Consider the following 14,080-nt stretch of genomic DNA (forward strand, 5'->3'; position numbering starts at 1 on the left):
ACAGGTTGACGGAAGGTCCCTTATCGGCGTTGGGAGAGGCTCCAAAGTCGCTGGTTTCCTGCAGTTTCAGTGACTCATAATCCGGTCATAGACCGCTGTTGCCACCCGTTCGACAACTTCGGAGGCTTCGCTGTTGGTGCTGCTCGCATTCGAGTGATCTCCGCTTGGCGTTAGGTCGATTGTCGTGACGACAGTATCGACTCTGAACACGACGTGAGACACACTTGCACCGAGAGTTGTCAGCCTGTACTTCGCAGCATCTGGAATGTGGATGTTCCTGATTGATTAGGAGCGGTTGCGACATGTAATGCGGGCGCCGATGAAATTACGTCGCCACCGGGAATGCCACTAATGCGCCAGGTATCGCCCTGTTCTCCGGTCACCGTTCTGGTAGTCGGCCCGACAGGCATTGGAGCGAGGGTACACGGCCCAGCTCTACATGTGAAAAGGCTAATGCGGCCGCCAGATCTGCCTTGCCGTCATAAATAGCCTGACACAGGCTCAGGTGCTCCGCGCACGCAATCTGCGGATCCCGGTTGCCGGTCAAGGTGAAGAGCCACTGCATTCTGCCAAGAAGTGGTTTCATGGAGCATTCCAGCAGTGAGTTCGCCCCCATGGACACGATCTCTGCGTGAAGGGCTGTGTTGCTGAGTGGTATCTGTGTATGGTCGTGGCCCTGCGTTGCTTCCTCTGCCCGGTTCATCATTTGCCGCAGCCGTGACGACGATTCTCCCCGCGCGCTTGCCTGGGCAGCCAAGCGTGCGGCGAGAACTTCGAGGCTAAGGCGGACATCAAAGAGCTCGTTAACGTCGCGCAGGGTAATCTGTTTAACGGTGGCCCCTCTCCGGGGCGAGGTGTCAATGAAGCCTTCGGCTTCCAGTTGTTGAAGGGCCTCCCGGACGGGTACCCGGGAGACATTTAGGGCTTGGGACAGATCGCGTTCCCTGAGCCTGGAGCCTGGCTCCAAGTCACCGGAGATGATCAGCGCCCGAATCCGCGCCCGGGCAGTGTCAGCCGAGGATGCGGTGGCTACCGTCTGGACTGTCATTAATGCCTCCCGAAACTCTGGCGTTTATCTCAGCGTCTTCCTAGTTATTCAGCTCCACGTGGGTGCCTATACCTTGATTGAGCGCAGCGTCGTACAGGAGCCGCCCGATGGCCAAGTCCTGCAGGCCGATACCGACCGAGTTGAACAAGGTTATGTCCTCTTCACCAAGGCGCCCTTCTTTTGTCCCGGCCGCCACATCACCAAGTTCGCCTTTCACGTCTTCAAAGCTCATGGCGCCTTCCGCCACAGGGATGATCAGCCCGCCCGATTTGGCCTTGGCAGTGGCCAGGCTGTCCACAAATACCCTGGCCCTCACCATGCCCGTCGTATCCACTTCACGGTGATCTGGTCGAGGACGGGATCCCACTGCGTTCACGTGCAGCCCCGGTCTGAACCATTCGCCCCTTACCAGAGGCTCAATAGCTGGCGTAAGCGTGCACAGCACGTCCGCGCTTTCCACGACCTCCCGGACACTGGATGCCCTCGTGATGTTCAGCCTGTGGTGGCCAACTTCGTCGCAGAAGACAGAGACGGTATCAGCAGAACGAGACCACACTATGACCTTGTCAAACGGAAGGACGGCCAGCATGGCCTCCACGTGGGCAACAGCAAGGGAGCCTGCTCCAATGAGGCCCAGGGTGGTGCTGCCGGGTCGTGCAAGGAGCTTGGTTGCCACGGCGCTTGCGGCCGCCGTGCGGACTCGAGTGGGAACTTTGCCGTCTAGGATGGCCAGGGTTTCCCCTGTCAACTGCGACACGAGCATAATGGTGGATCGTTGCGTAGGGAGGCTGGCCAATTGGTTGGCCGGGATGTCTGCCAACAATTTCACTGAGGCCAGCCCCTCTGCTTCGGACAGCGCCGCCATCGGCAAGAACCGCGCGTCCGACGAGGGCAAGACAAGTGAATCCGGTGCAGGCTGGACAGCGGTCCCGCGGCTGAGTCCGGCAAAGGCGCGTTGGACGGCGGTGATGGTGCCGGGCATATCGGCCAAGGCTTGGAGCTCGGAGGCCGTAAGTATCAGGGTCATGGATGGCTTTCTGGGTAGTAGAGCGACGGCTTGGAGGTCGAGACTGGGAAATGTGGCGCGTGTGCCACATAGTGTTCGGACAGCGCCTCCCGGTGCCATCATGCATTGTTTGCTACAGGGCGGAGGCACTGTTCAGCGGATCCGGGTGCTGCGGCTTTGAAGTCCTATTATACGCTCTGGTATACCAAGATGGATGACGGTGTACAAAGATTCTTTGGCTCCGATCCTGTTTGCCCCTCACGTGGACAGCGTTCAGGACGCCCATGCTCCGGGAAGGAGAAGGGCGTCCTGAGTAAGGTCTAGGCCCTTACGGGACTGGGGTCGGGGTTGTAATTTCCGCCCGCGGGTATGTGGGAGGGAATAACTCTTCGGGTTTGCGGAACTGGACGTCTCGTACGGAGTAGGCCGCCCGCATCTTGTCGAACAGCTCCTGCCCCTGGGCCCGCAAGATGTTGAGGTCAATGCCAGGCAGTGCACGGTCGACGACGACGGGGCGCCCGGCCACAAAGGTATCGGTCACCTGGCGCGCAGTGCCGTTTAGTACCAACGTGCGAAGGGGGTCTTCGACAACACCGTCGCCGAAGCTGCCCAGGGAGACTACCGTGATGTCTGCCTGCATACCGGGGGCAAGCCTGCCCAGGTCAGCCCGTCCGAGTGCCCGTGCGCCGCCGAGGGTGGCGGCGTCGAAGTAGTCGGCCAAGGCCCCGACGTCAGGCCTCCCCTCGACGAGCCGGGTCAGGTGCATGCCCACGTCTATGCCGCGCACAAGATCCGGCGGGAAGGAGTCACTACCCAGGCAGATGTTGATGCCTGCCTCGCGGAAACGGTCGAATGAAACAAGCTGCTTCTGGTAGCGGAAAGACGTCAGCGGACAATGGATAATGGACACGTCATTTTGGGCCAGTAACTCCAACGGTCCCCCTGGCGCTGACGTCGCCGGGTCCTGGCCGTTAATCATCACACCATGGGGGATGAGGAGTCGGGTACCGAACAAGCCGGTTGATTCGAGCAGCTCCAAAACGCCGCGTCCTGCGGAACGCTGCAGAAGCTCGTCCTCGAGCGGTGACTGAAGACAGTGGAGACGGACCAGCGCATGCCGTTCCCGGGCAATCCGCGCAGTCTCCCGCATGAGACCTTCGGACAGCGTCTCAATGCGGCACGGCAACAAAGCCCCGCTGACGAGCGGGTCTGCGAGAGCGTCGACGTATTCGATGAAGCGCTCGGCATCGCGCAAGCCTGCGAGGCCTCTGGCCTCGTCGAAATAAACATCCCGGCCGCCGGCGGCGGTGACGACGTGGACCCCAGACCGGTATGCCGGCCCGAGGTAGCCACGCATTCCAATGCGACGGCTTATCTCCGCCATGTCTACGAGTTCATCGAAGCCTTCGGCCCAGGAGCTGTGAATCTCCGAAGCGATCGGCATGTATGTCGTGATGCCGTGCAGGGCGAGTTGCGCCAAGGCGTACTCGCGGACCTTGGCGCGTTCCGAAGGCGTAAACACGTCCCGGCGACGGTTGGCGAAGTAATCATCCGACCATAGATGGCCGGATGCGATCTCGGGTGACGGCCACGAGTCCAGGATGAGGTGATCGATGTCTGCGAGGGCGTCGAGGTCTATCAAACCCGGCATGATCAGGCTTTGGCCGTAGTCTCGCTCCTCATCGACGGGCCCCTCGTAATTCTGTCCCACGAAGACAATGGAGTCTCCCTCGAAGACGACTTCACCATCCTCTATGAGCGTGTGCCCTGTGCCGTCGAATCCCAGGACGTACCGGGCCGAGATTTTCTTATACAAAGTGCCTCCTTGCACCAACGGCCGGGGCGTATCTCCCGGCTCTCAGAAAATGTGACTTGCGACTCAACGCTTACGAGCCTACAGTAATCTGGTATACCGAAAGAACCATTTCGCATTGCGGAATAGCTCGTTTCCCCATTCCCCTCTGAAAGGCCTGCGTCATGCGCAACGAAGCGACGACTCAAGGTGACTCCACGTCCGCAGTAGTGGATGCCCCGTCCAATTCTTTCCGTGCCCGCCCGGCAACGTGGCTCGCAATGATCGCACTTCCCACCGCCATCTGTGCCGTGGCCATCATGATCGGAACTCATAAGTTCCATCTCGGCCCGGCGGCAATCGTCCTGATGCCCATCCTGTGGACAGTCCTTATCGCCGGATTCGTGGGCGTCCAGAAATGGAAACCAATTGGAGGGCGTGGCCGTGCGGTGTCCACACACTTGCTCGACGTAGCTATCGTTTTCTTCCTGGCAGGCCTCGGCACTCAAATCGGGCCTTCCCTGACCAAGTTCACCAACATCGGCCCCGCTATCCTCCTGCAGGAGGTCGGGCACGTCCTCGGCACAGTTATCCTGGCGCTGCCTGTCGCGGTTGCCCTGGGCTTGGGCCGCACTGCCATCGGCGCCACCTGGTCAATCGACCGCGAATCCTACCTTGCTTTCGCCATCCAGCGCTTCGGCGTCCGCTCTCCCGAGTACCGCGGAGTGTTCGCCGTGTGGGTCCTGGGCAGCATCTTTGGCGCTGTGTTCATCTCCCTTCTGGCCGGACTTCTCGGCGGACTCGACTTCTTTGATCCCCGGGCCCTCGCGTTGGGCCTCGGACTGGGTTCCGCCTCCATGATGCTCGGCGGGGTCGGCGCCCTGTCCATCCTCTATCCGGAAAGGGCAGGGGAAATCATGGCCCTCGCCGCCCTGTCCAACCTCGTCACCAATATCGTCGGCTTCTACGCCGGCGTCTTCATCGCGCTGCCGATGTGCCAGAAGCTCTACAAGATGTGGTCCCGCATCTTCGGCCGGGACGACCTCGGCCGCCGCGTCCGCCGCGGCGCTCTCGTTGGTGCCACGAGTGGAGCTCGGGCAGGCAGCGACTCAGGACGCCCGGGCCGAACAGCCATCGGGCCCGACGCGGCGTCGGGCATCGACGCAGTGGATGTCACCGCCATCGAAGCGGACCCGACCGTCGTCCGGACGCCCAAGACGTGGCTCATCGCGTTCGCCGCGACCGGAGTGGCCGGCGTCTTGCTGAACGCCTTAGGCACTGGTTCAACACGGCCGTTGGATATCGTCGGCGTGCTCATCCTCCTGGCCTTCACCGCCATCGCACTGGTGCTCGCGAAGCTCATCCCGGCGGTCCCCTCCACCATCTGGGTCCTCGCTCTGGCCACCATCGCCTCCGCGACGTTCATGCCCATCGGTCCCTTCGTCGCCTCCGCCGCGCAGAATATCAACGTCCTCTTCGCGGGCCTGCCCATGATCGCTCTGATCGGCCTGTCGCTGGGCCGCGACGTCAAGGCGCTCCGCTCACTAAGCTGGAAGATCGTCATCGTTGCCCTGCTGACATTTACGGCTAGCTTCGTCGCCGCTGCAGTCATCGCCCAGGTTGCCTTCCACTTCTAATTCAAGCTGCCGTGCGGAAGGCGCCGGTCCCGTGGGATCGGAGCCTTCTCCGCAGTCATTCACAGTCCACCCGAAAGGATCAGCCATGCTCATCACCGACGTACGCCCCTGGGGCGGGGACGCCGTAGACCTCGAGATACGAGAGGGACGGATTGCAGCCATTCACCCTCTGGGATCGACCGCCGTATGCGGCGACGCCGCGAGCGGGGCAGTCGACGGACGGGGCCGGATCGCCGTGCCTGCGTTCACGGATGTGCACGTCCATCTCGACTCGACCCGGATCGGTCTGCCGTTCCGGGAGCACACCGCCTCGCCCGGTGTGTGGAACATGATGTGCAACGACCGGGAGAACTGGCGCGACACGCCTGTCCCCTACAGGGATGTCGTGGCGGGAACACTGGAGCGGATGATTGCCCGCGGCACCACGCGCATTCGTTCATATGCTCAAATCGACGTGGACTGCAAGCTTGAGCGCTTCGAGGCCGTCATGGCCGCCAGGGAACGCTACGCTTATGCCGCCACTGTAGAGGTCATGGCCTTCCCCCAGGCAGGACTCCTGCTCGAGGACGGTACCGTGCCACTCCTTGAGGAGGCCCTCCGTGCGGGAGCGACAACCATCGGTGGCATTGATCCCTGCCAACTGGACCGAGACCCGGTCCGCCATCTGGACATTGTGTTCGGTTTGGCTGAGAAGTACGGGGCCGACGTCGATATTCACTTGCACGAGCCTGGCTACATGGGGGTCTTCAGTGCGGAACTTGTCTTCGAACGCACCCGTGCTCTGAGTATGGAGGGCCGTGTCTCGCTGTCCCACGCTTACGATCTGGCCAATGTCCACCCCGATGTTACTGCCCGGCTGGTGGAGCAGATGGCCGAGCTCGACGTTGCCTGGGCGACGGTCGCCCCGGCCAGCGGGGGCACACAGTTCGACTTGGCCCAGATGACCGAGGCCGGGATCCGTGTCGGTCTGGGGGAAGACGGCCAGCGGGACTACTGGAGCCCATACGGCAATTGCGACATGCTGGACCGCACATGGCAACTGGCCTTCACCCACCGGCTACGGAAGGACCGGCTGATCGAGCACTGTGCGGCGATTGCCACGGTGGGGGGCGCGTCCATCATGGACCGCGCCGTACAGCGACTCACCTCTCCCGACGACCGGCCCGGCCTGGCTCCTGGAGATCGGGCCGACATCGTCCTGGTCGACGGCGAGACCATCACGAGCACCGTCATGGACCGCGGGGCCGACCGCACCGTCATCCATGACGGCAGGCTCGTCGCCGACGGGCTAGTAGTCCTTCCGCAACAAGCACAGTAATCATCCGATGGGGGCACGTCCCGGGCCACTGACGTTCCGGTTTTCGCGCCGGAAAGTCCGTTCCAGTGTTCAATATCTGGTGATGGTGGGGGCTGGGGCGGTGGCCCCCCGTTCCGGCACCCATGGAAGGCGAAATCAGGCGGCTTGAGTCCATCGCCGTCACTATAACCACAAAGTGAGGCCCTTTAATGCGCATACTCGTCGCGAACGTAAACACCACCGAGTCCATAACACACTCCATCGTCGGCCAAGCCCGGAGCCTAGCCGCCCCGGGCACGGAAATCGTGGGAATAACGCCCCGCTTCGGCGCCGACTCATGTGAGGGGAACTTCGAGAGCTACCTGTCAGCCATCGCCGTCATGGACGCAGTTACTCGTTACTCTGAGCCGTTCGATGCCGTCGTCCAGGCAGGCTACGGCGAGCACGGACGGGGAGGGCTCCAGGAACTGTTGGACGTTCCCGTAGTGGACATCACTGAGGCAGCCGCCAGCACGGCCATGTTCTTGGGCCATAAGTACTCCGTCGTCACGACCTTGGACAGGACAGTCACACTCATTGAAGACCGGCTCAAGCTTGCGGGCCTGGATGCCCGCTGCTCCTCGGTCCGCGCAAGCGGTATGGCCGTATTGGAACTCGAGGGGGAAACGGAACGCGCGATGGAAGCCATTATCGCGCAGGCTATCCTGGCCGTAAGCCAGGACAAGGCAGAGGTTATCGTGCTGGGCTGTGGAGGAATGGCCGGTCTGAGTGAACAGATCAGCCAGCGGGTAGGTGTCCCGGTAGTGGACGGCGTGGCATCGGCTGTAGCCATCGCGGAATCGCTGGTGCGTATGCGCCTCTCCACCTCCAAGGTTCGGACGTACGCTGCACCACGATCCAAGACGGTCAAAGGCTGGCCTCTGAACTTCCTCGATGTCGCGGATTCCCTCTTGCCCATAGGTTAAGCACACCCAGTGTCGCCGGCCTGGGGCTTTACACAAAACCTGAAGAGCCGAGTGCAATGACTCCCCTCGCCCATGGCCTCGGTCTACACCTACGACGAATACCCGCTAGCCGAACATCTGGTTCTGCCAACCGAAGCACACATTGTCGCAGCAATTGAAATGGCCTGAGCAGGGCCGATGGGAGGAACAGCGGAAGCGGCTCAGGGTTCGAAGAATTGCCCGGCGTCCCGCGATCGCCCAAGAGACCACGACATGGTGCAAAGCAGCGCGGCGCCCACAAAGGGCGGAAAAAGACCCTCACCCCGGAACGGGCGGCCGAGCTCGTCGAGTGCGCCGGCAGCGAAAACTGGAATTTTCATGGACCTGCGACGGTACTATCGCGTCGTTGAATACCGACAGTCGCAACGCAGCTGAAAGCGTTCCAGAGTCCAAAACTGGTTCTGTTGCCCAACTGGAGCACACCCCTGCCTGACGAATCGGGAAGTTGTGTCTCAACTCCATTTCTGAGACGGGCCTAGTACTCAACCTGACAGGACGATGGCGGGAGGCGCCGGTGACTGGACAGCCCCACCCCCGACGCCCGTGGCCCCGTCGACCAGGCCTAGGCCCGCACCCGCTTGGACATCGCCCTCACCCCCACACGGCCCTGACCCAATCACCTGTCCCCGTCCCACGCCGGCGCTTCGTTTCTGTCGACTAGGCGGCCCGGTCTGGTGCCGCTGAACTGGTACTCGTCAGTCAGTCGCGAATTCCTCATGGTGACCCAACCACCACTGAGCGATGTCTACGCGCCGGGCGATCCAGACGTCACCCAGACTCTGCGCATATTCGATAATTTCCCGCACGGCGGATGCCCTTCCGGCTGGCCGGCCCACCGCGTGTGCAGGCCAATTCTCATCATCTTCGGATAACCAACCAGGCCCTCGCGACGTTGCGGCTGGTCACAATCGATAATTTCGCGGTCTGGAGGCCTTTTCGCCGGGAAGCCTTGACAGTGGTCCACGTCACTCCTAGGCTTTTATTTGGGATCCCAAAACGGGATCCCAAATCTCCAAGCCTTTGATTGCCGCTTCAGGCTCGCTTAAAGAAGAGCCGCTTTATCCGCGGCCGTTCCCTGAACACCAAGCAGGTTTCCCTGCCCCGTAAACTTCCCTGTGAAGGAGAAGCTGTGTCTATTCCCAATACCGAAACGCCCACCACAGACGCTCAAGGCACTTCAGAAGCACCCGTTGACCACAAGACCGGCAAGGACCGCGTGCAACGGCGCACCAACGTCCGTTGGAAGATGTTCCTCCTCCTTCTGGTGCTTGTCGCCGTGAATTACATCGATCGCGGCTCCATTTCGGTGGCCCTGCCGATCATCCAGAAGGAATTCAACCTCGCCCCCGAGCTCGTTGGCCTGCTCCTGTCCGCCTTCTTCTGGACCTATGCACTCATGCAGATCCCGGTGGGGTGGCTGATCGACAGATTTGGTCCGCGCAAGGTCATGACTGCCTCGTGTGTGGGCTGGGGCGCCGCGACTGCGGCTTCCGGCATGGCCGGCGGCTTCCTCAGCATGTTCATCGCCCGCATGGGTATCGGCGTCACCGAAGCAGGCGTCATGCCGGCCGGTGGAAAGCTCAATGCCATCTGGATGCACAAGTCCGAACGCGGCCGCGGCGCGACCATCCTTGACGCGGGTGCACCTTTGGGCGCCGGCCTCGGTGGCATCCTTATTGCCGGGCTGATTGCTGCAACGGGCAGCTGGCGGTGGGCGTTCGTCATCGCCGGTGCTGCCACAGTCCTCATGGGACTGGCCGTGTGGTGGTACGTCCGCGACAATCCCCGCGAGCACCGGGGTGTCAATGATGCTGAAGCCGAATACATCGAAGCTTCCCATGCTGCCGAAGATGCCGAAGCCGAACGCGACGGCAGCAAGGGCAAGCGCGCCCTGCTTCCCTACCTGCGGTTCCGCTCCTTCTGGGCCATGTGCTTCGGCTGGCTGGGCTTCAATGGCGTGTTTTACGGCCTGTTGACCTGGGGCCCGCTCTACCTGGCCCAGGACAAGGGCTTTGACCTGAAGACCATTGGCTGGTCCACGTTCGTGATCTTCGGTGCCGGGTTCGTCGGGGAAATCCTGGGCGGCACTCTTGCTGACAAGTGGCGTGCGGCCGGAGCATCGGCCAACCGCGTCATGCGTACTCTGCTGGGCATCTCCAGCGCCGTGGTGATCGGCGGCCTGATAGGTGTCACATTGGTGCCCGATCCCACCACCGCCGTTGTTCTGCTCTCTCTGGTCATGTTCTTCCTGCGCTGGGTGGGCCTCTTCTGGAGCATCCCCTCCATCCTGGGCGGCCGGACAAACGCCGGTGTACTTGGCGGAGCCATGAACTTCAGTGGCAACATCTCCGGCTTCGTCACTCCCATCGCCGTCGGCCTGATCGTCGGCGCCACCGGTTCCTACACTTGGGCTCTGCTCTACTTCGTCGGATCCGCCATCGTGATGGGAGTATCCGTGCTAACCCTGAACTACAACAAGCGGCTTCCTGTCTAAGCTGGCAACCCGAGGGTAGCCAAGAAGCGCCTCATCCTCCGCCGGGAGCGCAATGCCACACAAAACATCCGAATGGAGCAACATGCTTACCGCAGAAGAGACCCAGGACAAGGAACGCCCCCTCCGCGAGTCGGTCCGGGACACCCTCCGCACCCGGATCTTTGAAGGGCACTACGCTCCCGGCACACGGCTCGTGGAACGTGATCTCGCCGCGGAGTTCAACGTGTCCCGGCTCCCGATCCGCGAAGCGCTGCGCATGCTCCGCCAGGAAGGCCTCATCAGTGACCGTGGAGCACGAGGGGCTGAAGTCAGCACTCTCAGCCCCAAGGACGTTGAGGATCTGTTCGACGTCCGACAGTCTCTCGAGGTGTTGGCCTGCCGGCTCGCCGCCGTCAGGGCCACACCCGAAGACCTTGTTCACCTCGAAGGCCTGCTCGAAGAGGCCGAGCGTTGCCTTGCCAAAGGTGCCGTGATGGATTCGCACCGGGCCAACAGCGAATTCCACGACGCCATCACCGGCATCGCTGACAACAACTTCCTTAAATCCGCTCTCGAACCCCTTCAAGGGCGCATGCACTGGCTGTTTCGCCATGTCGGCGACCTGCCCGAACTCATTCAGGAACACCGTCACCTTTACGCCGCGATCGCCACTGGGGACCCTGACAGGGCCGCCGCCCAGTCCGCGTCACACATCGGCAAGTACCGCGAACAGTTTCCGGAGGACTTCCGGAAATCCGAACCAACGCTGCACCGGAGGAAGAAATGAAACTGCTCGTCATCAACCCCAACACTAGCGATGACGTCACTGCGCTGATCGAAACGGAAGCCTTGCGATCTGCCGCCCTGGGCACCGAACTGGTGGTCCGCACAGCCAACCACGGCGTGGAGTACATTGAAACCCGCTTCGAGTCCCTCATAGCGGCCGGCGCCGTAGCCGAGATCATGGCGGAATACTCCAAAGACGGGGACGAGGTTATCGATGGCATCGTCGTCGCAGCCTTCGGCGACCCGGGCATGCCTGCCCTGAAGGAACTTACCGACGTGCCTGTTATCGGCATCACCGAGGCAGCGCTCTGCGCTGCTGCGCTGCAAGGACACCGCTTCTCCATTATCGCCATCTCGGACCGGATCAAGCCCTGGTACCGCGACTGCGTGGACCGGTTCGGCCTCACCGGCCGGCTGGCTTCCATCCGCTCCATCAATGAATCCCTCAACACCATCGGTTCGGTACAGCAGGACTTCAAGGAAACCCTGCTGGCACTCAGCCGTCAGTCCGTCGCGGAGGACGGCGCCGACGTCATCATCCTTGCAGGCGCGCCCCTGGCCGGGCTCGCCCGCGAACTACGGGGGCAAATTCCCGTCCCGGTAGTTGATGGCATTGCCGCAGGAATACGCATGGCGGAGGCCGTTGTGGGGCTCCAGTCCGGAACCCACCGCGCCGGAGCCTTCGCACCACCGCCTATCAAGACCCGCAAGGGCCTTTCCGAGAACCTCAACGCAGCCCTTAGCAATGCCCAAACAACGGCGTACGCCACCGCTCCTGCAGACCCGGCTAAGTAGGGGCACATCCGACTAGTCCACCCAGACTCTCCCGATTAGAAGGACAATCATGTCCCACACTCCAGAACTCGTCGTCGCCAACGGAACCGTGGTGAATAGCTTCGGCCGGTCGAACGCCCACGTCATCATTCACGACGGCAAAATCACCCGCCTAGTCGAAGCATCGGAGCCAGTCCCTCATGCCGCTCGCACGATCGACGCGACCGGCCGCCTAGTGATCCCCGGCGGCGTGGACGGCCACTGCCACGTGGCCCAGGTGACCGGGCGCTTCCGCACATTAGACGACTACAAAACCACCTCAACCGCAGCCCTGTGGGGAGGCACCACAACAATCATCGACTTCGGCATCCCACGCGACGCCCAGGAAACCCCCCTAATGGCCGTCCTGAACAAGAAGGATCTGGCCCGGGAGTCCCGGTGCGACGTCGCCCTGCACGGGGCGGTCGTCAGCTGGGACGAAACAGTGCCCTGGCAACTGGAACAGCTCGCCGCCGAGGGTGTCCGCTCCGTGAAGATGTACACCACAAACCGCGGCACCACCATGGCGGACGGCGGCACCATCATCAAAGTCATGCGGGAGATGGTGCGGTTGGATGGTCTCACTTACATTCACGCTGAGCATGACCCCATCATTACCGACTGCACCCAGCAGCACGCAGATGACGGGCGGATCGGCATCGAGCACCTGCACCGGACCCGCCCCGAGCTGGCCGAGGAAATTTCCGTCAAGGAAACCCTCGCCATGGCCGAATACACCGGGGCACCTGTCTACTTTGTGCACCAGACGACCCCCGGAGCCGTGGACCTGGTGAGCGAGGCCCGCAGCCGCGGACAGGAGGCCTACTCCGAAACCTGCCCTCATTACCTGACCCTCGATGACTCCGCCTACGGCTCAGCGTTCCCGGAGTGGTACGCCTGCTGCCCGCCAATGCGCAGTGCCGAAACAGTCGCCGCCCTCAAGGAACGTCTTTTCAACGGAGCAATCCACACGGTCTCCTCAGATCACTCCTGCTACGACCTATCGCAGAAGCGCGAACGCACCGACGACATCCGCGCCATGCCCCACGGCCTGCCAGGCGTGGAGACACGTATGCCCGTCACCTTCACCGCCCTCATGACAGACCCTGCCCGCAACAGTGTGGAGGACTTCGTCGAGGTCTTCTCAGCCGGTCCCGCCCGCATCAACGCGGTCCCCGGCAAGGGAACCATCGGTGAAGGCTTCGACGCCGACCTCGTCATCTTCGACCCCCTCGAAACACGCGTGGTCGACGGCAGGAACCTCCATATGGGTACGGACTTCTCCCCATTCCACGGCGTGAAGCTCACCGGCTGGCCTGCCGTCGTGGTGTCCGCCGGCAAAATAGTGCTGGACAGCGAAGGCTTCCACGACCCCGGCCCCGTAGGCCGCTTCGTGGCCCGCAACGGCTTCCGCGAACACACCACGGCCCAAGACACTCTCACCTCCGCCCCCGCAGCAATTTAGGAGCAGCCATGCCTTCCGCAGCACGTAAAACCCGCATCGGCATGATCGTGCCATCCTCCAATACGTGCCTGGAACCCCAGAGCTACCGCATCCTGGGCGACCGAAACGACGTTACGATCCACTTCACCCGCATCCCCGTGACCCGTATAGCCCTTGACGACTCGTCAGACAAACAGTTCGACCCAGCTGTCATGCGCGACGCGGCCCGACTCCTTGCGACGGCGGATGTCGATGTCATCGCCTGGAACGGCACCTCCGGGTCATGGCTCGGCGCCGAGCACGACCGCAAACTCGTCAACGAGATCACCAGCGCCACCGGCATTCCGGCCACTACCTCGACATTGGCCTACCTACAAGCGTTCCGAGCGTTCGGGACCGAGCGGATCGGACTTTTTACGCCCTACACAGAAGATGTCAACCGCGCTGTCATGGTGTCTTACGAACGGGAGGGCATCAAGACGGTGGATCACCGCTTCCTGGGCCTGAGTGATAACGAAGCCTTCGGCCGGGTGACGGACGATGAGATGCGCCCTGGCTCCCTCGAACTAGCCGCAGCGGCGCCGGACGCACTCGTCTACCTATGCACCAACCTGTACGGCGCCAACATCGCAGCCGGAGTCGAAGAACAGACAGGCGTGCCGGTACTGGACTCTGTGGCCGTTACCCTGTGGCACTGCCTTAAACTCGCCGGGTCTCCCCTGCTAGAACAGAAGTGGGGCAAGCTGCTCGCCCACTGACCTGCGCGGGTCCTTCAGCGGC

The 14,080-nt window shown here is 62.1% G+C and carries 11 protein-coding genes and 1 pseudogene; 9 read left to right on the forward strand and 3 right to left on the reverse strand.

Annotated features, from left to right (window positions below; translation table 11 throughout):
• Positions 1 to 379: 379 nt before the first annotated feature.
• From PY310_RS03905 to PY310_RS03915, 3 genes are all read right to left on the reverse strand, one after another.
• Entirely contained in the window at positions 380 to 1,048 is a 669-nt protein-coding gene (locus PY310_RS03905) for a GntR family transcriptional regulator (protein ID WP_275212880.1), read from the reverse strand.
• Positions 1,049 to 1,088: 40 nt separating this feature from the next.
• A complete protein-coding gene (locus PY310_RS03910) occupies positions 1,089 to 2,075 on the reverse strand; it encodes an ornithine cyclodeaminase family protein (RefSeq protein WP_275212882.1) in 987 nt (328 codons plus the stop codon).
• A 307-nt stretch (positions 2,076 to 2,382) separates the two neighbouring features.
• Positions 2,383 to 3,870, reverse strand: a complete 1,488-nt coding sequence (locus PY310_RS03915) for an amidohydrolase family protein (RefSeq protein ID WP_275212883.1) — start codon at positions 3,868 to 3,870, stop codon at positions 2,383 to 2,385.
• Between the two features lie 161 nt (positions 3,871 to 4,031).
• Between PY310_RS03915 and PY310_RS03920 the strand changes: the two genes are divergently transcribed.
• From PY310_RS03920 to PY310_RS03960, 9 genes and pseudogenes are all read left to right on the forward strand, one after another.
• On the forward strand, positions 4,032 to 5,483 hold the full coding sequence (locus PY310_RS03920) for a DUF3100 domain-containing protein (protein WP_275212884.1): 1,452 nt from the start codon (positions 4,032 to 4,034) through the stop codon (positions 5,481 to 5,483).
• 85 nt (positions 5,484 to 5,568) lie between these two features.
• A complete protein-coding gene (locus PY310_RS03925; protein ID WP_275213139.1) occupies positions 5,569 to 6,801 on the forward strand; it encodes an amidohydrolase family protein in 1,233 nt (410 codons plus the stop codon).
• A gap of 188 nt (positions 6,802 to 6,989) precedes the next feature.
• Entirely contained in the window at positions 6,990 to 7,745 is a 756-nt protein-coding gene (locus tag PY310_RS03930) for an aspartate/glutamate racemase family protein (RefSeq protein WP_275212885.1), read from the forward strand.
• A 254-nt stretch (positions 7,746 to 7,999) separates the two neighbouring features.
• A pseudogene (locus PY310_RS03935) lies at positions 8,000 to 8,086 on the forward strand (recombinase family protein); the annotation flags it as partial.
• Positions 8,087 to 8,913: 827 nt separating this feature from the next.
• Entirely contained in the window at positions 8,914 to 10,278 is a 1,365-nt protein-coding gene (locus tag PY310_RS03940; protein ID WP_275212886.1) for an MFS transporter, read from the forward strand.
• Positions 10,279 to 10,360: 82 nt separating this feature from the next.
• On the forward strand, positions 10,361 to 11,044 hold the full coding sequence (locus PY310_RS03945) for a GntR family transcriptional regulator (RefSeq protein WP_275212887.1): 684 nt from the start codon (positions 10,361 to 10,363) through the stop codon (positions 11,042 to 11,044).
• Positions 11,041 to 11,838: an aspartate/glutamate racemase family protein gene (locus PY310_RS03950; protein WP_275212889.1), complete on the forward strand. Its 798-nt coding sequence runs from the start codon at positions 11,041 to 11,043 to the stop codon at positions 11,836 to 11,838. The genes PY310_RS03945 and PY310_RS03950 overlap by 4 nt, the downstream gene beginning before the upstream one ends.
• A gap of 49 nt (positions 11,839 to 11,887) precedes the next feature.
• Positions 11,888 to 13,321, forward strand: a complete 1,434-nt coding sequence (locus PY310_RS03955; RefSeq protein WP_275212890.1) for an amidohydrolase family protein — start codon at positions 11,888 to 11,890, stop codon at positions 13,319 to 13,321.
• 8 nt (positions 13,322 to 13,329) lie between these two features.
• Complete coding sequence (locus tag PY310_RS03960) at positions 13,330 to 14,058, forward strand: maleate cis-trans isomerase family protein (protein ID WP_275212891.1); 729 nt, start codon at positions 13,330 to 13,332, stop codon at positions 14,056 to 14,058.
• The last annotated feature ends 22 nt before the right edge of the window (positions 14,059 to 14,080 follow it).

This window comes from Pseudarthrobacter naphthalenicus, from assembly GCF_029076445.1.
Classification (GTDB): Bacteria; Actinomycetota; Actinomycetes; order Actinomycetales; family Micrococcaceae; genus Arthrobacter; species Arthrobacter naphthalenicus.

Excerpts from the sequence above, each read along its gene's own strand:
- PY310_RS03905 (WP_275212880.1), bottom strand. The coding sequence starts at position 1,048 with ATGACAGTCCAGACGGTAGCCACCGCATCCTCGGCTGACACTGCCCGG.
- PY310_RS03910 (WP_275212882.1), bottom strand. The coding sequence starts at position 2,075 with ATGACCCTGATACTTACGGCCTCCGAGCTCCAAGCCTTGGCCGATATG.
- PY310_RS03920 (WP_275212884.1), top strand. The coding sequence starts at position 4,032 with ATGCGCAACGAAGCGACGACTCAAGGTGACTCCACGTCCGCAGTAGTG.
- PY310_RS03925 (WP_275213139.1), top strand. The coding sequence starts at position 5,569 with ATGCTCATCACCGACGTACGCCCCTGGGGCGGGGACGCCGTAGACCTC.
- PY310_RS03930 (WP_275212885.1), top strand. The coding sequence starts at position 6,990 with ATGCGCATACTCGTCGCGAACGTAAACACCACCGAGTCCATAACACAC.
- PY310_RS03945 (WP_275212887.1), top strand. The coding sequence starts at position 10,361 with ATGCTTACCGCAGAAGAGACCCAGGACAAGGAACGCCCCCTCCGCGAG.
- PY310_RS03950 (WP_275212889.1), top strand. The coding sequence starts at position 11,041 with ATGAAACTGCTCGTCATCAACCCCAACACTAGCGATGACGTCACTGCG.
- PY310_RS03955 (WP_275212890.1), top strand. The coding sequence starts at position 11,888 with ATGTCCCACACTCCAGAACTCGTCGTCGCCAACGGAACCGTGGTGAAT.
- PY310_RS03960 (WP_275212891.1), top strand. The coding sequence starts at position 13,330 with ATGCCTTCCGCAGCACGTAAAACCCGCATCGGCATGATCGTGCCATCC.